This is a genomic window from Achromobacter sp. Root170 (genome assembly GCF_001428165.1).
GTDB lineage: Bacteria > Pseudomonadota > Gammaproteobacteria > Burkholderiales > Burkholderiaceae_B > Achromobacter > Achromobacter mucicolens.
The window spans coordinates 518,913-541,570 of sequence record NZ_LMHN01000001.1 but is presented as its reverse complement, the minus strand read 5'-3'; the positions used below and the strand labels follow the sequence as shown (position 1 = coordinate 541,570).

Below are 22,658 nucleotides of genomic sequence, written 5' to 3'. Positions count from 1 at the left end.
CGTCAGAAAGATTCCCAATCGTCGTCCGAGGGCGGCGGACGGCGCGTGGCGGGCTTGGGCGCGGCTGCAGGAGCGTCCGCGGCGTCCGCGGCGCGCGCTGCCGGCCGGCGCATCGGGCGCGCGGCGGTCGCGCCCGCGGGCTTGGGCCGGGCCACTTGCGTCAAACGCGGTGCGGGCGCGGCCTTAGGCGCGGGCGCTGGCTCGGCCTGCGCGGCCGGCTTGGCGGGTTCTTCCTGTGCGGGTTTGGGCGCGGCCATCAGCGGCGCGCTGCGCTGCTGCGCCAACTGGCGCGCGGGCACTTCGATCACTTCGCCGGCGTTGATCTTGAACACGGACACGGCTTCGGCCAGGCGCTGGGCCTGCTCCTGCAGCGAGCCGGCGGCGGCCGCGGCCTCTTCCACCAGCGCCGCGTTCTGCTGCGTCACTTCATCCATCTGCGAAACCGCGCGGTTGACCTGGTCGATGCCGCTGGACTGTTCTTCGGACGCCGCCGAGATCTCGCCCATGATGTCCGTCACGCGCTTCACCGACGCCACGATTTCCTGCATCGTGGAACCGGCGCGTTCGACCTGCTGAGAACCGGCGCCCACCTTGGTCACGGAGTCTTCGATCAGGCCCTTGATTTCCTTGGCGGCCTGCGCGCTGCGCTGCGCCAGCGAGCGCACTTCGCCCGCCACCACCGCAAAGCCCTTGCCCTGCTCACCCGCGCGGGCCGCTTCCACCGCCGCGTTCAGCGCCAGGATGTTGGTCTGGAACGCAATGCCGTCGATGACCGACACGATCTCCGAGATCTTGCGCGAGCTGGCAGAGATCTCCTGCATTGTGTTGACCACTTCCGACACCGCCGAACCACCGCGCTCGGCCACGTCCGACGCGCTGGCGGCCAGCTGGTTGGCCTGGCGGGCATTGTCCGCGTTCTGCTTGACGGTCGAGGCCAGCTCTTCCATCGAGGCGGCGGTCTCTTCCAGCGAAGCGGCCTGCTGCTCCGTGCGGCTGGACAGGTCGGTGTTGCCCGCGGAGATTTCCCGCGCACCCAGGTTGATCTCTTCGACACCGCGGCGCACCGAGGCCACGGTGCGCGTCAGGCTTTCCTGCATGCGCTTGATGGCGCCGAACAGGTGACCGATTTCGTTGGTGCTGCGCACTTCGATGCGGCCCGTGAAATCGCCGGCCGAAATCTTCTCGAAGTGGTCGCCGGCTTCATGCAGCGGACGCAGGACGGTGCGGTTGATGAAAATCCAGCAGCCCAGCGCCAGAACCAGGGCGATGGCCAGCATCACGATGGTCACGGTGCGGGAAATGTTGTGATCCGTTTCCGCCTGCGCGATGAGCTCGTCGGTGCGCGTGTCGGTGAACTGCAGCACGTTGTTCACGGCCTCGCGGAACGCGGTGTTGGCAGCCCCGCCTGCGTCGTTCAGGTCCAGGTAGTCTTGAATGGCCAGATTCTTCAGCGCGGCGGCCTGGCGGCGGTAGACGTCATCGAACTGCTTGTAGGCGGCGTCCAGCTTGGCCACGATCTCTTCGGAACCCGCCATGCGCGGCGCCTTGCGGAAGGCGTCGAACAACTTCAGGCCATCGGCCATGAGCGCGTCGGCGCGCTGGGCCTGCGAGGTCGACTGTTCGGTCTTGCCCTGCTGCATGTCCATCAGCGAATTGGCAAGCAGCAGGCGTCCGCGCAGGAACGTGCTGTAGGCGCGCTGCAGTTGCGTCGCCTGGTTGGCATAGGCTTCGTTGACCTGTGCCAGCTTGTCGCTGCCGGAGTTCAACCCCATCCACGCCACCCCGTTCGAAATGAACATGGCGCCCGTGAAGAGCAACAGCACCAGAATGATACAAGTGCGAACTTTCAAATTTCCAAGCATGAAATATCCGAGCGTTAAGCAACGAAGAACGACACAACCCACCCTATACGCACTACGGACGCCCCGGCCCTTGGCCGGCAGCGTCCGAAAAGTGCGCCTGTCGCGGTGCGGACACGCCGCGCCGCGCTGAAACCTACCGCATCACTTGCGGCTGAACAGGCTGGAACCCTGAATGGTCATGAAAGCGGCCGAAGCCGCCTGCAAGGCCACCTGCCGCAGCGCGAGCTGGCTGGCGCCCGCGTAGTAATCCAGGTCTTCCAGATCCGACAGCGACTTCGAGTACGACAGGCCCTTCTGCGTGCCAGTGGCGTCCAGCGCCTCCAGCTCGTTCAGGCGGGCGCCCACCGACGCGCCCACGGTCAGGACGTTGTCGTAGTTGGTCGCGAGTTTCTTGTTCGCCGTCGCCAATTCGTTGTTCAGACGCGCCAGCGCCTTTTCATCGCCCGCGATGGGCGAATCCAGGACCTTGATGAGGTTGTCCAGGGTGTTGAACAGATCCACATCGGCCGATTGGATGCTCTCGACATCGATCACGTCGCCATTTTGCGGCGTGCCTTTGACCACCACTGCGACGCCGCCGAAGTCGATGCTGGCGCCTTCCTTGTATTCCGTGGGACCGGCCGGCGGCGCGGGCGTGATCACTGGCGGCACAGGCGGGGTGGCGGACGGGTCGGTCGTGATGACGCGATAGCCCATGTTGCCCGTGGCGGGGTCCGATTCGAACTGCAGGCTGAAATTCTTGCCGATGTTGGGGTTGCCCGGCGTGACCGAGACCGTGCTGAACTGCGCGGTGCCGCCGTTGGCCGCAGACGCCGTGCTCACGTACGCCGTCGAACCCGGATTGGCGCGATTGAAGATGTCGCTGCCCAGGTCGCTGGTGGACAACTGGCGCGACTGGTCGACCTGCACGGTGCGCTCGCCGGTGGCGCCGCTGTAGACGATCTTGCCCGTCGCGTCCTGGGCGTAAGGCACCACGCTGCCTTCATAACCCGAGAACATATATTGGCCATTGCCGTCGGTGCTGTTTGCAAGGCCCAGCAGCGCGTCGCGCGCGCTCTTGAGCGCCGTGGACAGCGCCTGGCGGTCGCTGTCGGCAAACGTGCCGTTACCGGCCTGCACGACGCGCGTGCGCACGTCCTGCAGGGCGGTGGTGATCGAGTCCAGGACGTTGGCTTCCTGGCCAAGATTGGTCTTGGCCGTGTTGCGGTTCAGGCCGTACGTCGTGTTCATGCTCTGCGTCTGCGCGACGCCGATCGACAGGGAAGCCGCCAGCGGATCGTCCGCGGGGGTGAGGAACTTGCGGCCGCTGCCAACCTGTTCCACCAGGCGATTCATGTCGGATTCCTGGGCGAGAACGCCGCTCAGGCCGTTCGTGTACATCATCGTGGTGCTCAGACGCATGGTGCAGCTCCGAAATGCTTTCTAGTATTCACAGTCAACGTTCTGATCAGCCGCGCAGGCCCAACAGCGTGTCAAAAATGGTGCTCGCCACATCGATGATGCGGGCGCTGGCCTGGTATTGCTCCTGGTACAGCGACAGGCTTACGTATTCTTCGTTCAGGTTCACGCCCGACACCGCCTGCTGCGCGGCCGTCGTCTGCTTGATCAGGTTGACCTGCGCCGTGGCGGCCGTCTTGATCTGCTGCGTCTGCACGCCGACCGTGTTCACGACCTGCGCAAACATGTCGTTGATGCTCATCGTGCCGTGGCTCAGCACCTTGCTGGTCTGCAGCTGCGCCAGCTTCAAGGCGTTCTTGCCGTTGGCGTCGCCGCCATCCAGGTCCGCCGCGGCAACCTTGTCGGGATCGGTGATCAGCACGTTGATGTCGCGGGCCGCGTTACGCGTGGGCGACAGCGACCACTTGTCGCCGGCCTGGGGCGGCGCATTGATGGTCAGCGTCACGCCCATCTCGCTTTCGAGATTCAGCGTGGCGGTGGGCGGCGTGCCGGTGGCCGGGCCGTTGTAGACCTGCGAGCCTTCCGGCATGCGCACGACCTGGTAATTGGTGCCGTCGAACGAGATCTCGTAGTCCTTGGCATTGACGTTTGCCAGGTCGGTGAATTCGCCCGAGATCTGCGCGTTGCTCTTGTTCGCCGTATTGGGCACGCTCTGCGGCGAACCGATACTGAAGAAGTCCGTGCCCGGATTGCCGCCCTGGTCCAGACCCTGCTTGTGCTGCTCGTTGAACGACAGCGCCAGGCCGACGGCCATTTGGCCAAGCTGGTTCTGCATGACGTCCAGCGACGAGGCGCGGAACTGCAACAGGCCGCCCAGCTTGCCGCCGGAGATTTCCGTGTCGTTCATCTCGACCGCGATGGTCTTGCCGGTGCCCGCGGGCAGCGTGTAGGCGATGACCGTGCGGCCCGCGTCCGACGCGGACGGCACGGCCTGCAGCGGGTAGAGGGTGTTGCCCGACAGCAGCGACTGCCCGCCCTTCGTGAGCGAGATGCTGATCTTGTCGCCCTGCTCGTAGGTCGTGATGCCGATGAGCTGGTTCAGTTCCATGACGGCCTGGTCGCGCTGGTCGAGCAGGTCGTTGGGGGGGCTGCCGCCGGCCTTGCCGGCCGCCAGCGAGATCTGCTGGTTCAGGTCGTCGATGCGGGTCAGGTAGCTGTTGACCTGGTCGACCGTGGTGCTGATCTGCGAGTTCAGGCCTTCACGCTGCTTCTGCATTTCCGAGTAGGCCGAGCGGATCTGCGTCGTCAGGCTGTTGGCCTGGCCGAGCAGGTCGGCGCGCGCGGCGGGATCCGCCGGCTTGCTGGCCACCGTGTTCATGCTGGTGAAGAAATTGGTCAGACCCGGGGCGATGCCCACGGTGCGGTCGGAGAACAGGTTGTTGATCTGCGAGACCTGGTCGAGCTGCGCCTGGAGCTGGGCGCCGCTGCCGTTCGCGCCGACGAGCTGCTTGTACAGGAAGCTGTCGTAGCTGCGAACGACGGTGTCGACCTGGACGCCGCGGCCGATGTAGCCGTTGGCGGTCGCCTGGGCGCCCGCGGTCGAGGTCATGACGCGCTGGCGGTTGTAGCCGACCGTGGTGGCATTGTTGATGTTGTGGCCGGTGGTCGCCAAGCCCGCTTGCGCCGCGTTCAACCCGCCCAGTGCCGTTTTGTACAAATTCATGCTGACAATGCCCCGTATGTAACCGCAGCTGTTATCTCTGGATACCCCGTTTACGGCAGGAGCTCACCCAAATTTAGAGTCCTTCCAGCATCCGGCGCGAATTTTCCACGTTGGATGCCGCGCCACGCAGCTGGCCCATGATGCCGATGAGCTTCTGGGCGTAACGCGGGTCCGTCGCGTAACCGGCGTCCTGGATCCGGCGCGCCGCCTCGATCTCGTTGCGGGCCGTCGTCACGCTTTCGTAGCGCGGGCTGTTGCCGATCAGGCGGGCGTAGTCGGCGAAGGATTCCTCGTACGACGCGTAGGCCCGGAACGGCTGCGTCACCTTGCGGGCGACGCCGTCTTCGTATTCGGTGGTCAGCACATTGACGACCTTGCCCTTCCAGCTTGGACCGGCCTTGATGCCGAACAGGTTGAAGCTGGTGCTGCCGTCGGCGTGCTTGATCTCGCGCTTGCCCCAGCCGGATTCCAGGGCCGCCTGACCCATGATGAGGCGGGCCGGCACGCCGCTTTGCTGCGACGCCAGGTTGGCCGCGCGCGACATCTTGGACACAAAATCGACCACATGCCCGGGCGCGCCTTCCGCCGCGGCCAGCGCGCGGTCGACGGGCCGGTTGTTGCGCATCACGTTCAGCAAGGCGGAGACTTCACGCGATCCGCCCGTCTGGAAGTCCAGGTCACCGCCCTGCCCGATGCGCTTGATCGCTTCGTCGGACATCTCGCCGGGCGTGCCCTGCTGCATCTGCGCCAGGATGGCCTGCGACAGGCCGATGCCGGGCGAGGCCAGGTGCAGCGCCAGCTGCTCATCCGCCATGGATTGCAGCATCTGCGTCTGCTGGGAGTCGAACAGCCCCTCTTTCGGCGTGGCCTCGCGCATGCGCTTGACCATCATCTGCAGGAACAGCGCCTCGAACTGCTTGGCGACCTGTTTTTGCTGCTCGGTGCCGGCGGGGTCTTTCTTGACGTCGCGCTTCAGGTCCGACAGGCGGCCCATGTCGAAGACCGAGTCCTGCCGGGTGCTGGCGCCTGCCGCGTCGTTGGTGTAAGCCATGTCCGTCAGATGATTTCAAGTTCGGCGCGCAGCGCGCCCGCGCTCTTCATCGCCTGCAGGATGGCCAGCAGGTCCTGCGGCGTGGCGCCCAGGGCGTTCAGGCCCTTGACCACGTCGGCCAGGTTGGCGCTGGTGCTGACGCGCTGCAGCGAACCGTTGTCCTGGCGCACTTCGATCTGGGTATTGGGCACCACCACCGTCTGGCCTTGCGTGAACGGCGTGTCCGGCTGGACCACTTCGTTCTGGCGGTTGATGATGACCGACAGGTTGCCGTGCGCGACGGCGGCCTCTTCGATCATGACCGTGCGGTTCATGACGACCGATCCCGTGCGGGCGTTGATGATGACTTTGGCGACCGTGGGCGCGCGGGTGACCTGCAGGTCTTCCATCTGCGACAGGAAGCGGGCTTGCGAGCCCTGCTCCATGGGCGTGCGCACCTGGATCACGCGGCCGTCCAGCGCGGTGGCCGTGCCCTGCCCGAACCTGCGGTTCAGGGCGGTGGCCACGTTCTGCGCCGTGCCGAAGTCGGTGTTGTTCAGTTCGACATGCACGTAGCCGTCGCGCGTGAACGTGGTGGGCACGCCGCGCTCGACGATGGCGCCCGCGCTGATGCGGCCGCCGTTCAGCTGGTTGATCTGCACGCTGGAGCCGCCCGCGGAGGCGCCCGCGCCGCCGACCAGGATGTTGCCCTGAGCAATGGCGTAGACCTGGCTGTCCGCGCCCTTGAGCGGCGTCATCAGCAGCGTGCCGCCGCGCAGGCTCTTGGCGTTGCCCATCGAGGACACCACCACGTCCAGCGTCTGGCCGGGCCGCGCAAACGCTGGCAAGGTGGTCGTGACCATGACGGCCGCCACGTTCTTCAACTGCATGTTGCTGCCGGCGGGCACCGTGATGCCCAGCTGCGACAGCATGTTCGTCAGGCTCTGCTGCGTGAACGGCGTCTGGCGCACCTGGTCGCCGCTGCCATCCAGGCCCACGACCAGGCCGTAGCCGATCAGCTGGTTGCCGCGCACACCCTGGATGCTTGCCAGATCCTTGAGCCGTTCGGCGTGCGCCGCGCCGGCGCCCGCGGCCAGGCCGACGGCCACGCACACCCGCGCCAACAGGGACAGCAAGGTGGATATCGGAGTCGGTTGTTTCATGATTTAGAACGGCGAGGCGATCAGGAAGAAGCGTTGCAGCCAGCCCATGGTCTGAACTTCGTCCATGACGCCCTTGCTGCGGTATTCGATGCGCGCATCGGCCACTTGCGTGGACGACACGGTGTTCGTGCCCGTGATGGAGCGCGGATCGACCACGCCGGCAAAGCGCACGTATTCGCTGCCGCGGTTGATGGCGATCTGCTTTTCGCCGGCAACCTGCAGGTTGCCGTTGGACATCACGCCCACCACCGTGGTGGTGATGGTGCCGGTGAAGGCATTGTTGGCGCTACTGTCGCCCTTGCCCTGCGACACGTTGCCGCCGTTGGCTTCCGTGTTCAGGTTGGCGTTCGCCCAGCTGTCCATGAAGGACGGCGCGGCGGCGATGCCCAGGGTGGCCGAGCCGGTGCGGTTGGTGTTCGTCGCCACGTTCTTGGACGCATTGGTGCGCTCGTTCAAGACGATGGTGACGATGTCGCCCACATTGCGCGGCCGACGGTCTTCGAACAACGGGTAATTGCCGTACGTCGTGGGCTGGTAGATCGAGCCCGTGGGCTGCGCCATCGGCATCGGCGGCGGCGGCGGCGCCGCCGTCGTCGGCCCGGTCACGATGGGCTCGGGCGGGATGATGGCGCAGCCAGCCGCCAGCAGAGCCAGCGCAGACGCAAATACCAGGCGCAGGACAGACATGGGCATCACAGTTGGGTCAGGCGGGCCAGCATTTCGTCCGACGTCTTGACGGCCTTGCTGTTCATTTCGTAGGCGCGTTGCGTCGTGATCATGTTGACCAGTTCCTCGGCGACGTTGACGTTGGAGGTCTCGACATACTTTTGCATGATCGAGCCCGCGCCGTCCACACCGGGCTGAAGCAGGTTCGCCGGGCCCGACGAGTCGGTTTCCAGGTACAGGTTTTCGCCAATGCTTTGCAGGCCGGTCGGGTTGATGAAGGTGGCGATCTGCAACTGGCCGATCTGCACGTTCACGCCGGCCGCGCCGGGTTGCGTCACCGACACCATGCCGTCGTTGCCGATGGTGATGGACAGCGCGTTGTCCGGCACGTTGATCGGCGGCTGGATGACGTAGCCGCTGACGGTCACGAGCTGGCCGTTCTGGTCGCGCTGCAGGGCGCCGTCACGGGTGTAGGCCTGCGTGCCGTCGGGCAGTTCCACCGGCAGGAAGCCGCGGCCGTTGATGGCCACGTCCATTTCGCTGCCCGTGTTGTTCAGGTTGCCGGTCGAGTGGATGCGCTCGGTCGCGGCCACGCGTGCACCGGTGCCCAGCTGCAAGCCGGACGGCAGTTGCGTGGCGTCGCCCACCTGGGCGCCGGGCTGGCGCAGCGTCTGGTACATCAGGTCCTGGAACACGGCACGGCCGCGCTTGAACCCATTGGTGGAGACGTTGGCCAAGTTGTTGGAAATCACGTCCATGGAGGTCTGCTGACCTTCCAGGCCCGTCTTGGCGATCCACAGCGAACGCATCATGATGAGAAACTCCGGTGCCGCGGCTTGGCCGCGAACAAAATGTTTATTTAAATCAGGCGCTTACGGACAAAATACCGTTGGCGCGTTCCGCATTGCGGTCCGACTGCTGAATCACCTGCATCTGCTGCTCGAAGCGGCGGGCGTTTTCGATCATGCCCACCATCGACGCCATCGGATTGGTGTTGCTGCCTTCCAGCACGCCCGACAACAGGCGCAGGCCGGGATCGGCAGGCAGCGGCGGCGCGGGCTGGCCATTGACCGGCGCCATGCGGAAGACACCGTCGTCGCCGTGCACCAGCTGCTTGTTGTCCGGATTGACGAGCTTGAGCCGGCCCAGGTTCAGGATGTTGTTCGGCGCGTCGCCGGCGCCCAGCGCCGTGATCGTGCCGTCGGACGTAATGGTCAGCGCGGCCTGGTCGGGTACGTCGATGGGACCGCCCTGGTCCGACAGGACCGGCTGGCCCAGCGACGTCTGCAACAGGCCGTTGATGCCCACCTGCAGGCTGCCGGCGCGCGTATAGGCTTCGCCCTGCGGGGTCTGCACCGCGATCCAGCCGGCTTCGCTGGACAGCGCCACGTCCAGGTCGCGGCCCGTGGTCTGCATGGTGCCCATCTGAAAGCTGTTGCCGGGCGTGGACGCCACCGTCGAAACACGCGTAGGCAGGCTCACCCCGTCCGTCACCGGAACCGAACGGTACAGCGCGATCTGCTCGCGAAAGCCCGTCGTGTTCACGTTGGCCATGTTGTTGGAGAGCGCGGCCTGATGCTCCGTGATCCGCGCTGCGCCATTCATGGCGGTGTAGATGATTCGATCCATTGCCTATTCCGTGGGTATCGTCGGTGTCGTCACTTGCCCAGCGGGCATTACTTCAGGTTCATCAGGACTTGCATGATTTCGTCCTGGGTCTTGATGGTCTGCGAATTGGCCTGGTAGGTGCGCTGGGCAATGATCATGTTGACCAGTTCGCGGCTCATGTCCACGTTGGACGCTTCCGTTGCCTGGCCCACCACCGTCGACATGCTGTTGGTGCCGGGCTGGCCCAGGATCGGCTGGCCGGAGGCCGCCGTTTCCTTCCAGGCGTTGTTGCCCACGGGCTGCAGGCCCTGCAGGTTCGAGAAGTCGGCCAGGACCAGCGTGCCGACAACCTGGGTTTCGCCGTTGGTGTAGCTGGCGACCAGGCTGCCGTCGCTGCTGATGTTGATGCCGCTGAATTCGCCGGACGTATAGCCGTCGGGCTTGGCGACCAGCTTGTAGTTGCTGCCGTATTGCGTCGTGCCGGTGTAGTTGACCGCGATGTTCAGCGGATCGGCCGGGGTGGCGGTGCCGCCAGGCTGGGCGAACGTCAGGTTCACGATCGGCGCGCTGGTCAGCGTGCCGGCGTTGTTGAACGTGAACTGCTGGGGGTTGCCCCACACGCCGCCGGCTTCCGTCGTGGGCGCCATGGCCTGGCCGTCCATCGTGTAGTACACGTCGTACACGCTGGTGCCGGCCGTGGCTTCACGCTTGACGAAGTACTGCATGACCTGGTGCGAGTTGCCCAGGGAGTCGAACACCGTCATGGGCGAGGCGTTCGTGTAGGTGCTGGAGATCTTCGGATCGAACGGCTTGCCGATTTCCGTGACGGCGGCGGTGTAGTCCACGAAGCCGGGGATGTCTTCCAGCGCGCCAGCGGTAACCTGACCCGTGCCGTCGATCGTGACGGTGTTGGGCGCCGTGCCGTACGTGTTGGCGGGCGGGTTGGCCGGGGTCCACGTCAGCGCGCCGCCGGCGGCCTTGGTGAACGTGTAGGCGGTGCCGCCCAGCGTGACCGAGCCGGGGACGGCCGGCGACGTCACGGTGTCGACCTGGTAGATGACCTTGGCGTTGGCGTCCAGGTTGGCCACGGTGGTGGCGGTGCTGGTGGCCTGCGGCGCCACGTTCGCGGTCGGCAGTTGCAGTTCAACCGGGTTCGCGCCGATCGCGCCCGCGGGGTAGCCGGTCAGGCGGTAGCCTTGGGCGTTCACGATGAAGTTGTTCTTGTCGACGAGGAATTCGCCGTTGCGCGTGTACATGACCGAGCCGCTCTGGTCGGTCACGCGGAACATGCCCTTGGCGCCGTCGATGGCGATGTCGTATTCGCCGCCGCCGCCCGTCACCGCACCCACGGTGAAGCGCTGGTTGATGGCCGCGACCTTGACGCCCAGGCCCACGCGGGAGCTGGCGTACACGTCAGCGAACGATGCGGTCGCCGACTTGAAGCCGACGGTGCCCGAGTTGGCGATGTTGTTGCCGATGACGTCCAGGTTCTGCGCAGCGGCGTTCAAGCCGCTCAATCCTTGTCCGAAGCCCATGTTTACTCTCGCTAATCTTTAGTGGAAAAGCCGTCGCCCGTGCGCCGGCACCGATTCATATCCGCCCGTTCAGGCGCCGATCACCTTGCGCACGTCCAGCATGCTGGTCTGGCCGTCCAGGCCAAGATCCAGTCGCAGGCCGTTGGTCGAGTACGCCACGCTCTTGACGTTGCCGTAGCTCAGCACTTCCGTATTCACCTTCGCGCCTTCCGCGTCGGTGGCCAGCACGGACACGTTGTAGGCGCCCGCTTCCAGCGCCACCCCGGCGTCGTTCTTGCCGTCCCATTCCAGCGTGTACACGCCGGTCTTCTGTTCGCCCAGCTCGATGGTGCGAACCACCGCGCCGTTCGAATCGGAAATGCGAACCTGCACCTTGGCGGCATCGCCCTGCAGGTCCAGGCCGTAGGGCGTGACCACGCGGTCCGCCGGATTGGCGCTGTCCACGCCGACCTTGACCTTCGTGCCCGGGATCAGGACGCCCTTGCCGATCATCGACACGGCGTTCATCGACTGGGACACGTCGATCTGGCCGCTGATGGCCAGCATGGTGTTCTTCAGGTTGGTGATGCCTTCCACCGTGGAGATCTGCGCCAGTTGCGACGTCAGCTCCGCGTTCTGCATCGGGTTCAGCGGATCCTGGTTCTTGAGCTGCGTGACCAGCAGCTTCAGGAACTGGTCCTGCAGGCCCTGCGCGGTGCTCGCGCTGTTGGCGCCGGTTTGCGCCAGGCCCATGGCCGTGGTGCTCGTGGTTTGATCGACGGTGGTCATGGATACACTCTGGCTGGAAATTAGGACTGGCCGATGGTGAGCGTCTTCTGCATCAACGCCTTGGCGGTGTTGAGCACTTCGACGTTGGCCTGGTAGGACCGCGATGCCGCGATCATGTTGACCGTTTCGGCCACCGGATCGACGTTGGGCATGCTGACGTAGCCCTGGGCGTCGGCCAGGGGATGCTTCGGGTCGTAGACCTGCTTGAGGGGCGACTGGTCCTGGACCACGCCGGCCACGCGCACGCCGCCGATCTCCTGGCCCAGCGCCTGACCCGCGGCGGGGTTGACCTGGAACACGACCTGGCGCGCACGGTACGGCTGGCCGTCCGGGCCCACCACGCTGTCGGCGTTGGCCATGTTGCTGGCCGCCACGTTCATGCGCTGCGACTGCGCGCTCAGCGCCGAGCCGGCGATATCGAAAATGCTCAACAAGGACATTGCCTGTTGCTCCCTTTAAAGATCAATCCTGAATGGCGGTCTGCAGCCCGCGGATGCGGTTGGAGATGAGCTGCATCGTGCTCTGGTAATGCAGCGTGTTGTCGGCGAACTGCACGCGCTCGATGTCCATGTCCACCGTGTTGCCGTCCATGCTGGGCTGGTACGGCAGGCGGTACAGCAGATCCGTCGGGCCCTGCGACACGGCCTTGGCCGGAATGTGGCGGGCGGAGGTCAGCTTGAGCGACGTGTCGGGCAGGCGCATCGTGCCTTCGATGGCGGCTTGCATCGCCGCCTTGAAGTCGATGTCGCGCGCCTTGTAGTTGGGCGTGTCGGCGTTGGCGATGTTCGAGGAAAGCACTTCCTGGCGCTGCGCGCGCAGTGCCAGAGCCTGCTGGTAGAACCGGAAATCTTCGTTGAGCCTGTCGAGCATCGTGGCGCCTTGAATACGTTGCAAATCAGATAAAGCGAGGGACACCGGACACACCGTTATCCCATTGGATGACGGCATGATAGGGGCCGGACTGGTAACACAATCAGCCAAATAACCCGTCATTTCTCATCCAATTCACGTATTGCCGAAAGCCGCCCACTTCTACAATTCATCCATCATGAAAATCTCCGCACGACTCCTTCACGCGCGCGCAGGCCTGGCTGTCCTGCTTCTGGCCTCGGCGGGCGCCGCCCAGGCCCAGGCGGCGGCCACCCAGGCGCCGGAAGCGATCGTCATGGCGGCCCAGACCTATCTGCAGGAGCAGCTGGCCTCCCTGCCCGGCCAGGCGTCCATTGCCATTGATCCGCCGCGCACCGACCGGCTGGCGCCCTGCGACACCTTGTCCCCGTTTCTGCCTTCCGGCATGAAGCTGCGCTCGCGCATGACCGTCGGCGTGCGCTGCAATGCGGCCAAAGGCTGGACCGCCTACGTGCAGGCGACCGTCAGCGTGGCCGGCCACTATTACGTGGCCTCGCGCCTGATTGCTGCCGGCCAGGCCCTGACCCCGGCAGACCTGGACGCCCGCGACGGCGATCTGGTCGCCCTGCCCCCCGGCGCCATCACCGACCCGCAGGCGGTGGCCGGCATGACCGCCGCGTTCCGCATCAACGCCGGCCAGCCCATCCGCAGCTCCTCGCTGCGCAACGCCCAGTCGGTGCAGCGCGGCACCAACGTGCGCATCAACGCGCGAGGCAAGGGTTTCACGGTCAGCAGCGAGGGCGAAGCCCTGGAAAACGCCCCGCCCGGCGCGGTGGTCCAGGTCAAGACGGCGGGCGGTCAAGTGGTCAGCGGTATCGTCCGAAACGCCACCCTGGTGGAAATACAGCTCTAGATAATGTTACAAATCGCGTTGCGGCGGGTGTGTATATACCCTAAAGTTCCTTCGCCCCTTGTCGTTACAGAGACATAAGTAGGCGGATCCGTCGCAAACCGACCCAGGACGCCCTGCGGAGAAAACCTTGAAAATCAATTCGACCACCAACCGGCCCCTGGCGGCCGACGCCGTCGGTGCACGCGCCGAGTCCGCGGTCAGCCAGGCCTATGGCGCCGGCAGCGCCACCGGCTCGAGCAGCTCGCAAGTCGCGCTGAGTTCGGCGTCGCGCAAGATGCTGGCCCTGCAAGACGGCTCGAACGACATCAACGTCGAGCGCGTTGCCGCCATCCGCGCCGCGATCGCATCCGGGCAGCTCAAGATCGACACCGGCCGCATCGCCGACAGCCTGATCGCCAGCGCCCGCGACCTTCTGAAATAGCCTGCCCTTTCTTTATATAGAGCCGTCTGTCATGAGCCTCGTCGATTCCCTGCAATCCTGCATGAAGCAGGAAGACACCCTGATCTCCGAGTTCTCCTCGATTCTCGAGGAAGAAACCGAGGTCCTGGTCAGCCAGGGCAGCGTCGAGGCGCTGAACCAGATCACCGAGCGCAAGCGCGGCATCGCGCAGCAATTGGTCGACCTGAGCCAGACCCGCGACACCCTGCTCACCGAAATCGGACTGCCCACCGGCCACGTCGGCACTGAACAGGCCGCAGCGCAGTATCCGCAGCTCTCCGGCGTCTGGCAGGCGCTCCTGTCCAAGTCGGCCTCCGCCAGCGAAATCAACATGCGCAATGGCGCCCTGATCGACGTGCACCTGCGCTATACCCAGCAGTCGCTGGACGCCCTGCGCAACGTCGGCGTCGGCAGTGCCTCGACCTATGACGCGCAAGGCCGCGGCGCCCGCAGCGCACCGGGCCGCCGGCCGATCGTGGCGAGCTGAACGCTCCAGCCTCCCAATAGAAAACGGCGTGCCTGGCACGCCGTTTTTTTGTTTGCGGCCGCCCGGTCGCCGGGCGCGGCTTCACGCCCCGCCCGTCATCTCCAGCAGCGCAAACATCTTCAGCAGCGCCACCGGCAGCATCTTGCCGGACAGCTTGCGTTCGGTGCCCACGATGCCCGACAGCGGGCCGCGCACGACGTCGGCCGCTGGCGAATGGGCCAGTTGCCAGCAGGCGGCGCCCAGCTGACCGGCCATCAGCGACTGGCGCGCCAGCGTGTGGGCGCCGTCGACCGCGGGCAGCGCTTGCCACGCATTGGCCATGTAGCGGAACGCGGCCTTGGCCTCGTCTTGCAGGACCAGCCAGCGCGCGATCGTCGCGGCGTCGGCCTGCGAGGCCGGCAGGTTGGTGGCGCCGAACAACTGGCCCGCGACCTCGCCGGTCACGGTGTCGATCAGCCGCGCGCAGATGAGGCGCACGCTGGCGCCCTGCCCCTTGCCCGGCAGCACGACTTCGGTGCCCGACGCCCACAGCGCCAGCGGCACGGTCTTGCCGGCCGCCGTCACCCGCAGACCCGGCATGTCGCCAGGCTGGCCCACGGGCAGATAGCCCACGCTCTTGCCGACGGCATTCAGGTTGGTCGGGCACTCGTCCTGGATCACGCGCAGGCCGCCCGGGCAACGGGCCACCCAAGACACGCCCTGCTCGGAGAAGGGTTGCCACAGCGCAACCGTGCCCGCTTCCAGCATGTGGACCAGCGGCACGGACTGCAGGCGCTCGCCCAGCCATGCCACGCGCGATTGCAGCGCCAGCGCCGGATCCGGCTGCGCCGGCGCGGCAGGCGCAAACGAACTCAGCATGCCGTGCGGCAGCACCAGTTGCTGCGCGGGCGCGGCAAGCGCAGCGCCGCGATCGCTCATCAGAAGTGCGCCCAGCAGCGCGCCGCCAGGCAAGGCTTCGCCCTTCATGGCGGTCTTGCCGTGCATCACGAGCAGGTTGCGGGTGCAGGCGGCGGAGAATTCACGGCGCGCCATCGACAACGGCTCGTCGCCCAGCGCGGCCAGGCTCGAACCGGCGCCGTCGCTGACGTATTCACGCCAGGCGGTGCGCGCCTGCAGGCACGCCGGGTCGTTGTCCAGCCACGAAATCGTGTCGTCCAGGCTCTGCGCCGCGGCGATCGACCCCGCGCCCGCCTGTTGCGGCAGGATCGCCGAGGCCAGCAGCTGACGGCGGCGCGCCGGATCCACGGCGTCCGGCTCGCGCGACGACGACACCAGCGACGCCAGATCGGCCTCGCTCGGGGTGTACAGCGCGCGGGCGCGTTCCACCATCGAGAACGCGCGGTCGATCAGCACGTCTGCGCGCGCCAGCTCCATGTGCTCGGGCACTTTCTGGCCGACGGACATGTAATGGATCGGCAAGCGGTGGCGGATGGCGGTGTCCAGCGCCGCGCCCAAGCGCGTGGCTTCGTCCAGCTTGGTGATGATGCAGCCGGCGACGTCCTCGCCGACGCCATTGCGGTAGGCGTGCGCGACTTCGTCCAGCGTGTCGCCCTGGCTGGCGGCATTGAGCACCAGCAGCCGGCGCACCGGCTTGCCCGCGTTGCACAGCATCGACGCCTGCTCGGCCACCAGGCGGTCGCGCTGGCTGATGCCGGTCGTGTCGATCAGGACGATCTTGCGGTTGCCCAGCTCGGCCAGGATGCGGCGCAGCTCGCCGGCATCGCGCACCGAATGCGCGGGCACGCCCATCAGGCGGCCGTAGATCTGCAATTGCTCCAGCGCGCCGATCCGGAACAGGTCGGTCGTCAGCATGGCGACCTGCTCGCGTCCCTCGCGGGCCACGCAACGCGCGGCCAGCTTGGCCAACGTGGTGGTCTTGCCCACGCCGGTGGGGCCGACCAGCGCGTACACGCCACCGGCCAGAAATTCGTCTTCGGAACGCACCACCGGCAGGTGCGTCACCAGTTCATTGCGCGCCCAGCTCTGCGCCGCCTCGGCGGAGAGGCCTTGCGGCAGGCGTTCGACCAGCGTGCGGACCAGTTTGGTGCTGAACCCCGCATCCAGCAGGCTGCGGAATAGCGCGGCGGCAGCCGGCTCCCGCCCCGGACCCTGACGTCCGCCCCACAGCAGGCCGTCCATGCGGGTTTCGAGCGCTCCGCGCAACGCGCTGATGGCATCTTGCAGACCGGCGGCGGTATCGGCAGCCAGCGGCGCGGGCGGCAAACCCTGCGGCGGGCGGACCGGCGCGTCCGGCATGCGGCCCATGGAAGGTGCGGCGGACAAGGAGGCCGGTGGCGCGGCGGACAGGGGCGACGCGGCCGGCGGCATGGCGGGCGGCTGCGCAGGTGTGACGGGCGCCGCGGCGTAACCGCGCGGCGCGTGGTAGGCGGTCGCGGGCGCGGCGGCCATTGCGGCAGCCGCCGGCGCGACGGACGCGGCCATGCGCTCGGGCATGGCGTGTTCCGGCGTCATGCGAGCGGCCGGCGCGGGCACGGGGGCTGCGGCGGCCGAAGGACGGATCGGCGCAAGCGGCGGCAACTCGACGCGGATGGGCGCTGCCGGCTGAGGTGCGGCCGGCTGAGGCGCGACCTGCTGAGGCGCGGCGTGCTGAGACCCGACCGGCTGAGACCCGACCGGCACGGCGGCGGCGGGCGCAGCCGTTGCCGAATCCGGTATCGAAGAAGCCGGCGCGAAGTCCATCGGCGACGCCAACGATTCCGACGCAGGCTGCGCGGACGCCGCATAAGCGGACTGGTAGGCAGCAATGGACCGCGCCGGCGCCGCATAGCTGGCCGGCGACATGGCAGGCGACATGGCGGGCGGCATGGCCGGCATGTTGGCCGGCGCCCCTTGCGGCCGCTCCATCCCGGCAGGCGCGCCGAACGACGGTGCAGCGGGCGGGCGCTGCGGCGCGGACTGCGCCTGAGCCGGCGCCTCGCGCGGCGGCGTCTGCGGTGGCGGCGCATCGTCGAACGCGCCATCAACGGTGGCCAGCACCTCGATGCCGCCCTCGACGCTGCGGTTCGACACGATCAACGCGTCCGGCCCCAAGGCCTCGCGCACCTGGCGCATCACGTCACGGGTGTTTGCCCCGTAAAAGCGGCTGATCTTCATTGCCCATTGCTCCCGCCGATCAGCGCCGTCACGCGGACGATGCGCTCATCGGGAATTTCCGTATTCGACAAGACGCCCAACTGCGGCAGATGATGGCGCAGGAAGCGCGACAGCGGCGCGCGCAACACCGGCGACACCAGCAGCACCGGCGCATTGCCCTGCGATTCCTGCCGTTCGACCGCCGCCTGCGCCTCGCGCAGCAGCGTGTCGGCCAGACCCGGCTCCAGGCCGCCGCTGGTCGTCATGGCCTGCGACAGCACGCGTTCCAGCTTCACATCCAGCCCGATCACGCGCAGCTCGCCCTCGCCCGGGAACCACTGCTGCGTGATGGCGCGGCCCAGCGCGCGGCGCGTCAGCGCGATCAGCTCGTTGATGTCGGGCTGGCCACCCGAACCGGCAGCCAGCGCCGCCAGACGCGGACCGTGCTCGGACAGCGTGTCGATGATGGTGCGCATGTCGCGGATCGGCACTTCTTCGGACAGCAGGCCCTGCAGCACCTTCTGCAACGCGGTCAGCGACAGCGTCTTGGGCACCAGGTCCTCGACCAGCTTGGGCGCGTCGCGGCCGATGCGATCCAGCAGCTGCTGCACTTCCTGGCGGCCCAGCAGGTTCGAACCGTGGCGGTGCATCAGGTGATTCAGGTGGGTGGCCACGACCGTGCCCGCATCCACCACCGTATAGCCGGCCACCTGGGCCTGGTCGCGCAGCGAACTGTCGATCCACAGCGCCGGCAGGCCGAACGCCGGATCGGTCGTCGGGGTGCCCTTGATCTGCATGGTCACGCCGCCCGGGTCGATGGCCAGCCACTGGCCGGGCATCGCCACGCCGTTGCCCACTTCCACACCCGACAGCAGGATGCGGTAATCGTTGGGCTTGAGTTCCAGGTTGTCGCGGATGTGCACGACCGGCGGCAGAAAGCCCACGTCCTGCGCAAACTTCTTGCGCAGGCTGCGGATGCGGTGCAGCAGCTCGCCGTTCTGGGCGTGGTCCACCAGCGGGATCAGGCGGTAGCCGACCTCCAGCCCCAGTTGGTCCACCATCGACACGTCTTCCCAGCTTGCCTCGGCGGCCGCGGCCTGCGCCTGGGTGATCGCCTGCGGCGGTATCTCTTCGGCCGCCACCGCGGCGGCCTGCTTGCGTTTGAGCAATGCCCAGCCGCCCCAGCCCAGCGCGCCGGCCAGGGTCAGGAAGGCGATGTGGGGCATGTTGGGGATGAGGCCCATGATGCCGATGATGCCGGCGGTCAGGAACAGCACGCTCGGGTTCGAGAACAGCTGGCTGATGATCTGCTGGCCGATATCCTGGTCCGTCGACACGCGCGACACGACCACGCCGGCGGCGGTGGAGATCACCAGCGCCGGGATCTGGGCCACGAGGCCGTCACCGATGGTCAGCAGCGTGTAGACGCGGCCGGCTTCGCCCATGGACATGTCGTGTTGCGCCACGCCCACGACCAGGCCGCCGATGACGTTGATCGCCATGATGAGCAGGCCGGCGATGGCGTCGCCGCGCACGAACTTGCTGGCGCCGTCCATCGAGCCGAAGAAGTCCGACTCCTGCGACACTTCCGCGCGGCGCTTGCGCGCCTCGTCCTCGCCGATCAGGCCGGCGTTCAGGTCCGCGTCGATCGCCATCTGCTTGCCGGGCATGGCGTCCAGGGTGAAGCGCGCACCGACTTCGGCGATACGGCCCGCACCCTTGGTGATGACGATGAAGTTGATGATGGTCAGGATGACGAAGACGATGATCCCGACCGCGAAGTTGCCGCCCACCAGGAAGTGGCCGAAGGCCTCGATCACCTTGCCCGCGGCGTCCGGACCCGTGTGACCATGCAGCAGCACGACGCGCGTGGACGCGACGTTCAGCGACAGGCGCAGCAGCGTCGCAAACAGCAGCACGGCCGGGAACGCGGCAAAATCCAGCGGCTTGCGCGTGAACATGGCCACCAGCAGGATCATCACGGACAACGCGATGTTGAAGGTGAACAGCAGGTCCAGGAGGAACGTGGGCAGGGGCAGCACCATCATGCCCAGCACCATCACGATCAGGATGGGACCCGCCAGCAGCCGCGCGTGCGTGCCGCCGTTACTCTTCAACATGGTGAGCAGTGCGCTCATTCCTTAAACTCCTTGTGCTGCGGTTTTTGCCTGCGGGTCCAGTTCGGCTGGCACGTTCAGTTTCGTGGGGGCCATCGGTTCATGCCCCCAGCCCGAGCGCCAGGATCGTAGCTGGAATACCCATGCCAGCACTTCCGCCACCGCGGTATACAGCTCGGCCGGGATTTCTTGTCCCAGCTCGACGTGTTGATGCAATGCGCGCGCCAGCGGCGGCGCTTCCAATGTGGGAATCTTGTTCTCGGCGGCCAGTTCGCGGATCTTCGCGGCGATCAGGCCCGTGCCCTTGGCCAGCACGCGCGGCGCGCCGCCCTTCGATTCGTCGTACTTCAGCGCCACTGCGTAGTGCGTCGGGTTCGTCACGACGACGTCGGCCTTGGGCACCTCGGACATCATGCGGCGGCGGGCGGCCTGGCGCTGCTGCTGCCGGATACGCGCCTTGACGTGCGGATCGCCTTCGCTTTCCTTGTGTTCCTGGCGCACGTCCTCCTTGGACATCCGCAGCTTCTTCAAATGGCTCCAGATCTGCCAGGGCACGTCCAGCAAAACGATGATGAGGAGCGAGGCCACGATGAAGGCGCAGCACATCGCCACCAGGCTGAGCGCCTTGGTCAGCGCGGCCGACGGCGCCACGTGCATCAGCCCCAACATGTCGTCGTGATAGCGCCAGATGACCCAGACGGCCACGCCGCCGACCAGCATGGCCTTGGCCAGCGCCTTGATCAGCTCCACCACCGTCTGCGACGAGAACATGCGCTTCAAGCCCGCCAGCGGGCTGAGCTTGGAGAAATTGGGCTGCAAGGGCTTGGTCGAAATGACCAGGCCGCCCAGCACGACGCTGGACAGCACCGCCACCACCGCCAGCAGCCCAAAGATCGGTAACAGCACCATCAGCGCGTGACCGAAGCCGCTCACCGCCTGCTCGACCATCACCCCCGGATCCAGCGCGACGCGCTGATCGAACGCCAGCCCGCTGCGCAGCACGCCGGTCAGGCCCTGGTACAGCGATCCTCCGCCCGCCCAGATCGCCGCAACGCCCACCGCCAGCATCATGAACGTGCCCAGTTCCCGGGAACGCGCAATCTGCCCCTCCTCGCGCGCCTTTTCCAGGCGCCTGGGAGAGGCGGCTTCGGTTTTCTCGAGGTCGCTTTCTTCGGACATGCTCTACGGGATTGTTGCGGCTCGCTGACGTGGGAATGCAAGCCGCCCGCCGAGATTCTAGGAGGCGCCGGGGGATGGCGATATGCCAAGAAAAGGGGGGAAAGCGGCGCTATTCCCAGATGCGCCGCCGGCTGCCGGCCAGCCCCCCGGGAGCAGCCGCCTCAGCCCGCCGCCTGGGCCATCCGGCCGCTGGCGGCGTGGCCGTCCAGGATGGCCTGAAAGCGAGCGTAATCCAGCCCGATGCGCACGGCGCCCCAGTGTTCCGGCCCCAGATAAATGGGCAGGGAAATGTCGTTGACGATCTCGCCGGTGTCGCGGGAATACGTCTGGAACAGCTGCGCGCCGGTGTTGGCGGCCAGCCGGGCGCCCACGGGGTCGTCGAAGATGCGCTTGTTGCGCACCCGCGCGATGTCGATCTTCGGATCGCCGGTCGGCGCCAGCGAGAACCGGCTGTTGTGGGCGGGCGCGTAGCCCCGGTCATCCACCAGAATCGTATAGATGGCGCCCGGCACGGCCTCCAGCACGCTGTCGAGCAGCCGCGTGAGCGGCTCGTCGATCGCGCGGTCGTAAGCCGTGTGATAACGCGGCGGCTCGCTGCCGGCAATGCGCTGGTAGTGGCGGTCGAACACGTCCACGCCGCGCCGCCGGGCATCCTGCAGCAGACCAGCTGCCGCACCGGCAAACGCCTCCAGCGATTCCGACAGGCTGTCGAACGCGGTGCCACCCGTGCGCATGTCGGCCAGCACTTCCTGCACGCTCTCCGTCTGCCGCCGGATGCGGTCGATCTCGCCCGACATGCTGCCCACCCGCTCCAGCACGTCCGCGCTCAAGGCCGCGATGCGCCCGACCTCCTCGCTCATGCCGTGGTTGGTGGCATCGACCTCGCCGATGGCCTGGACCACGTCGCTCACCTGCCGGTTCATGCTGTCGAAGTCACGCACGAAACGCTCGAAGCCGCGTGAGGTCCGGTCAAGCACAGCGCCCGAGGCGTTCACGTCCTCGCGCAACGTGCCCGTCTGGCGTTGCGTCGCACCCACCAGGTCGAGCATCTGCGTCGTGTGGCGGCCGATGTCGCTGGTGGCCGTGTTGACGCGCTCGGCCAGCCGGCCGACCTCGCTGGCGACCACCGCGAAGCCGCGGCCCGCGTCCCCGGCCCGGGCGGCCTCCACGCCAGCGTTCAAGGCAAGCAGCTGCGTCTGCAGCGCAATGCCCTTGATTGTCTTGCTGATGTCGCCCACCGACTGCGCGCGCGCCGCCAGTTGCCCCACCACTTCGGTGAAGGCGGCCATCTCATGCGTCATGCGGTCCACGCGCGTCTTGACCTCGGTCAGCTCGGCCAGCGCCTGCCGCGCCGCCTGCAGGTTCTGGCCCGACACCGCGGCAATGTCGCGGGCGTGGGTGGAGGTCGACGCAGACAGATCGGCGATCTGCGCCCCGCTGGCGGCCAGGGCCTCGGCCGCCCTCGCCTGCTCGCGCGCGAGCAGTGAACAGCGTCCCGCCTGGAATTGCGTGCGCGCCGCGTTCAGCGCGATCTCGATGCTGGATTGGCGCACGGTCATGATCCGAAGCCGGATCTGCGACAGGAACCGGTAGAGCGGCCAGGCGGCCGGACTGAAGGACAAGGGGCGCTCGGACAGCACCGCGTCGCCGCGGTTGAGCCGACGCAACAATCCCCACATGCCGCCCAAGCGGAATACGGATCTGGCCATCATGAACCTCCTCTCCCTGACCCGGACCGCCTGCTTTGGGCATCCGTGGTCTGGCGCGCTGGGCGCGCCTTGTCTCGCGCTGCAAGGCCCCGATTATTGTTGGCAGGAGTCTATCGGCC

The 22,658-nt window shown here is 66.9% G+C and carries 19 protein-coding genes; 3 read left to right on the top strand and 16 right to left on the bottom strand.

Annotation, left to right across the window (positions count from 1 at the left end; genetic code table 11):
- Positions 1-2: 2 nt before the first annotated feature.
- The 12 genes from ASD87_RS02400 to flgB all read right to left on the bottom strand — a co-directional run bounded on the left by ASD87_RS02400 (position 3) and on the right by flgB (position 12,623).
- Positions 3-1,862: a methyl-accepting chemotaxis protein gene (locus ASD87_RS02400; protein ID WP_056316638.1), complete on the bottom strand. Its 1,860-nt coding sequence runs from the start codon at positions 1,860-1,862 to the stop codon at positions 3-5.
- Positions 1,863-2,003: 141 nt separating this feature from the next.
- Positions 2,004-3,263, bottom strand: a complete 1,260-nt coding sequence (gene flgL / locus ASD87_RS02395; RefSeq protein ID WP_056316635.1) for a flagellar hook-associated protein FlgL — start codon at positions 3,261-3,263, stop codon at positions 2,004-2,006.
- Between the two features lie 46 nt (positions 3,264-3,309).
- On the bottom strand, positions 3,310-4,983 hold the full coding sequence (flgK, locus tag ASD87_RS02390; RefSeq protein ID WP_056316633.1) for a flagellar hook-associated protein FlgK: 1,674 nt from the start codon (positions 4,981-4,983) through the stop codon (positions 3,310-3,312).
- A gap of 73 nt (positions 4,984-5,056) precedes the next feature.
- Positions 5,057-6,034, bottom strand: coding sequence for a flagellar assembly peptidoglycan hydrolase FlgJ (gene flgJ / locus ASD87_RS02385; RefSeq protein ID WP_056316629.1), 978 nt, complete (start codon positions 6,032-6,034; stop codon positions 5,057-5,059).
- Between the two features lie 5 nt (positions 6,035-6,039).
- Complete coding sequence (locus ASD87_RS02380) at positions 6,040-7,176, bottom strand: flagellar basal body P-ring protein FlgI (RefSeq protein WP_056316626.1); 1,137 nt, start codon at positions 7,174-7,176, stop codon at positions 6,040-6,042.
- A gap of 3 nt (positions 7,177-7,179) precedes the next feature.
- Entirely contained in the window at positions 7,180-7,869 is a 690-nt protein-coding gene (locus ASD87_RS02375; protein WP_056316623.1) for a flagellar basal body L-ring protein FlgH, read from the bottom strand.
- A complete protein-coding gene (gene flgG / locus ASD87_RS02370) occupies positions 7,869-8,654 on the bottom strand; it encodes a flagellar basal-body rod protein FlgG (protein WP_056316620.1) in 786 nt (261 codons plus the stop codon). The genes ASD87_RS02375 and flgG overlap by 1 nt, the downstream gene beginning before the upstream one ends.
- Before the next feature lie 52 nt (positions 8,655-8,706).
- Positions 8,707-9,471 (bottom strand): flagellar basal body rod protein FlgF, encoded by a 765-nt coding sequence (locus ASD87_RS02365; protein WP_056316617.1) that lies wholly within the window; start codon positions 9,469-9,471, stop codon positions 8,707-8,709.
- 47 nt (positions 9,472-9,518) lie between these two features.
- A complete protein-coding gene (locus ASD87_RS02360) occupies positions 9,519-10,985 on the bottom strand; it encodes a flagellar hook-basal body complex protein (RefSeq protein ID WP_056316614.1) in 1,467 nt (488 codons plus the stop codon).
- 69 nt (positions 10,986-11,054) lie between these two features.
- Positions 11,055-11,753 carry a flagellar hook capping FlgD N-terminal domain-containing protein gene (locus tag ASD87_RS02355; RefSeq protein WP_056316612.1) on the bottom strand — a complete coding sequence of 233 codons (699 nt, stop codon included), beginning with the start codon at positions 11,751-11,753 and terminating at the stop codon, positions 11,055-11,057.
- Positions 11,754-11,773: 20 nt separating this feature from the next.
- Positions 11,774-12,193: a flagellar basal body rod protein FlgC gene (gene flgC, locus ASD87_RS02350; RefSeq protein WP_056316609.1), complete on the bottom strand. Its 420-nt coding sequence runs from the start codon at positions 12,191-12,193 to the stop codon at positions 11,774-11,776.
- A gap of 22 nt (positions 12,194-12,215) precedes the next feature.
- The gene (gene flgB / locus ASD87_RS02345) at positions 12,216-12,623 is read right to left on the bottom strand and encodes a flagellar basal body rod protein FlgB (RefSeq protein ID WP_056316606.1); all 408 of its coding nucleotides are present in this window, start codon (positions 12,621-12,623) and stop codon (positions 12,216-12,218) included.
- Between the two features lie 178 nt (positions 12,624-12,801).
- Here flgB and flgA point away from each other — a divergent pair, with 178 nt between their 5' ends.
- The 3 genes from flgA (at position 12,802) to ASD87_RS02330 (ending at position 14,441) form a co-directional block, all read left to right on the top strand.
- On the top strand, positions 12,802-13,515 hold the full coding sequence (flgA, locus tag ASD87_RS02340; RefSeq protein WP_056318671.1) for a flagellar basal body P-ring formation chaperone FlgA: 714 nt from the start codon (positions 12,802-12,804) through the stop codon (positions 13,513-13,515).
- A 127-nt stretch (positions 13,516-13,642) separates the two neighbouring features.
- The gene (flgM, locus tag ASD87_RS02335) at positions 13,643-13,936 is read left to right on the top strand and encodes a flagellar biosynthesis anti-sigma factor FlgM (protein ID WP_056316603.1); all 294 of its coding nucleotides are present in this window, start codon (positions 13,643-13,645) and stop codon (positions 13,934-13,936) included.
- Positions 13,937-13,967: 31 nt separating this feature from the next.
- On the top strand, positions 13,968-14,441 hold the full coding sequence (locus ASD87_RS02330; RefSeq protein WP_056316600.1) for a flagella synthesis protein FlgN: 474 nt from the start codon (positions 13,968-13,970) through the stop codon (positions 14,439-14,441).
- An 81-nt stretch (positions 14,442-14,522) separates the two neighbouring features.
- Here the strand turns inward: ASD87_RS02330 and flhF are convergent, their stop codons facing one another.
- The 4 genes from flhF to ASD87_RS02310 all read right to left on the bottom strand — a co-directional run bounded on the left by flhF (position 14,523) and on the right by ASD87_RS02310 (position 22,542).
- Positions 14,523-17,555: a flagellar biosynthesis protein FlhF gene (flhF, locus tag ASD87_RS02325; RefSeq protein ID WP_056316598.1), complete on the bottom strand. Its 3,033-nt coding sequence runs from the start codon at positions 17,553-17,555 to the stop codon at positions 14,523-14,525.
- Positions 17,552-19,672 carry a flagellar biosynthesis protein FlhA gene (gene flhA, locus ASD87_RS02320; protein WP_056316595.1) on the bottom strand — a complete coding sequence of 707 codons (2,121 nt, stop codon included), beginning with the start codon at positions 19,670-19,672 and terminating at the stop codon, positions 17,552-17,554. Before flhA ends, flhF begins: the two co-directional genes overlap by 4 nt.
- A gap of 3 nt (positions 19,673-19,675) precedes the next feature.
- Positions 19,676-20,830 carry a flagellar biosynthesis protein FlhB gene (gene flhB, locus ASD87_RS02315; RefSeq protein ID WP_056316590.1) on the bottom strand — a complete coding sequence of 385 codons (1,155 nt, stop codon included), beginning with the start codon at positions 20,828-20,830 and terminating at the stop codon, positions 19,676-19,678.
- Between the two features lie 161 nt (positions 20,831-20,991).
- Complete coding sequence (locus tag ASD87_RS02310) at positions 20,992-22,542, bottom strand: methyl-accepting chemotaxis protein (protein ID WP_235512592.1); 1,551 nt, start codon at positions 22,540-22,542, stop codon at positions 20,992-20,994.
- Positions 22,543-22,658 lie beyond the last annotated feature (116 nt).

Bases quoted from the DNA above. Each gene is read 5' to 3' on its own strand.
- ASD87_RS02400 (WP_056316638.1), bottom strand. From the start codon at position 1,862: ATGCTTGGAAATTTGAAAGTTCGCACTTGTATCATTCTGGTGCTGTTG.
- flgL (WP_056316635.1), bottom strand. From the start codon at position 3,263: ATGCGTCTGAGCACCACGATGATGTACACGAACGGCCTGAGCGGCGTT.
- flgK (WP_056316633.1), bottom strand. From the start codon at position 4,983: ATGAATTTGTACAAAACGGCACTGGGCGGGTTGAACGCGGCGCAAGCG.
- flgJ (WP_056316629.1), bottom strand. From the start codon at position 6,034: ATGGCTTACACCAACGACGCGGCAGGCGCCAGCACCCGGCAGGACTCG.
- ASD87_RS02380 (WP_056316626.1), bottom strand. From the start codon at position 7,176: ATGAAACAACCGACTCCGATATCCACCTTGCTGTCCCTGTTGGCGCGG.
- ASD87_RS02375 (WP_056316623.1), bottom strand. From the start codon at position 7,869: ATGCCCATGTCTGTCCTGCGCCTGGTATTTGCGTCTGCGCTGGCTCTG.
- flgG (WP_056316620.1), bottom strand. From the start codon at position 8,654: ATGATGCGTTCGCTGTGGATCGCCAAGACGGGCCTGGAAGGTCAGCAG.
- ASD87_RS02365 (WP_056316617.1), bottom strand. From the start codon at position 9,471: ATGGATCGAATCATCTACACCGCCATGAATGGCGCAGCGCGGATCACG.
- ASD87_RS02360 (WP_056316614.1), bottom strand. From the start codon at position 10,985: ATGGGCTTCGGACAAGGATTGAGCGGCTTGAACGCCGCTGCGCAGAAC.
- ASD87_RS02355 (WP_056316612.1), bottom strand. From the start codon at position 11,753: ATGACCACCGTCGATCAAACCACGAGCACCACGGCCATGGGCCTGGCG.
- flgC (WP_056316609.1), bottom strand. From the start codon at position 12,193: ATGTCCTTGTTGAGCATTTTCGATATCGCCGGCTCGGCGCTGAGCGCG.
- flgB (WP_056316606.1), bottom strand. From the start codon at position 12,623: ATGCTCGACAGGCTCAACGAAGATTTCCGGTTCTACCAGCAGGCTCTG.
- flgA (WP_056318671.1), top strand. From the start codon at position 12,802: ATGAAAATCTCCGCACGACTCCTTCACGCGCGCGCAGGCCTGGCTGTC.
- ASD87_RS02330 (WP_056316600.1), top strand. From the start codon at position 13,968: ATGAGCCTCGTCGATTCCCTGCAATCCTGCATGAAGCAGGAAGACACC.
- flhF (WP_056316598.1), bottom strand. From the start codon at position 17,555: ATGAAGATCAGCCGCTTTTACGGGGCAAACACCCGTGACGTGATGCGC.
- flhA (WP_056316595.1), bottom strand. From the start codon at position 19,672: ATGAGCGCACTGCTCACCATGTTGAAGAGTAACGGCGGCACGCACGCG.
- flhB (WP_056316590.1), bottom strand. From the start codon at position 20,830: ATGTCCGAAGAAAGCGACCTCGAGAAAACCGAAGCCGCCTCTCCCAGG.
- ASD87_RS02310 (WP_235512592.1), bottom strand. From the start codon at position 22,542: ATGATGGCCAGATCCGTATTCCGCTTGGGCGGCATGTGGGGATTGTTG.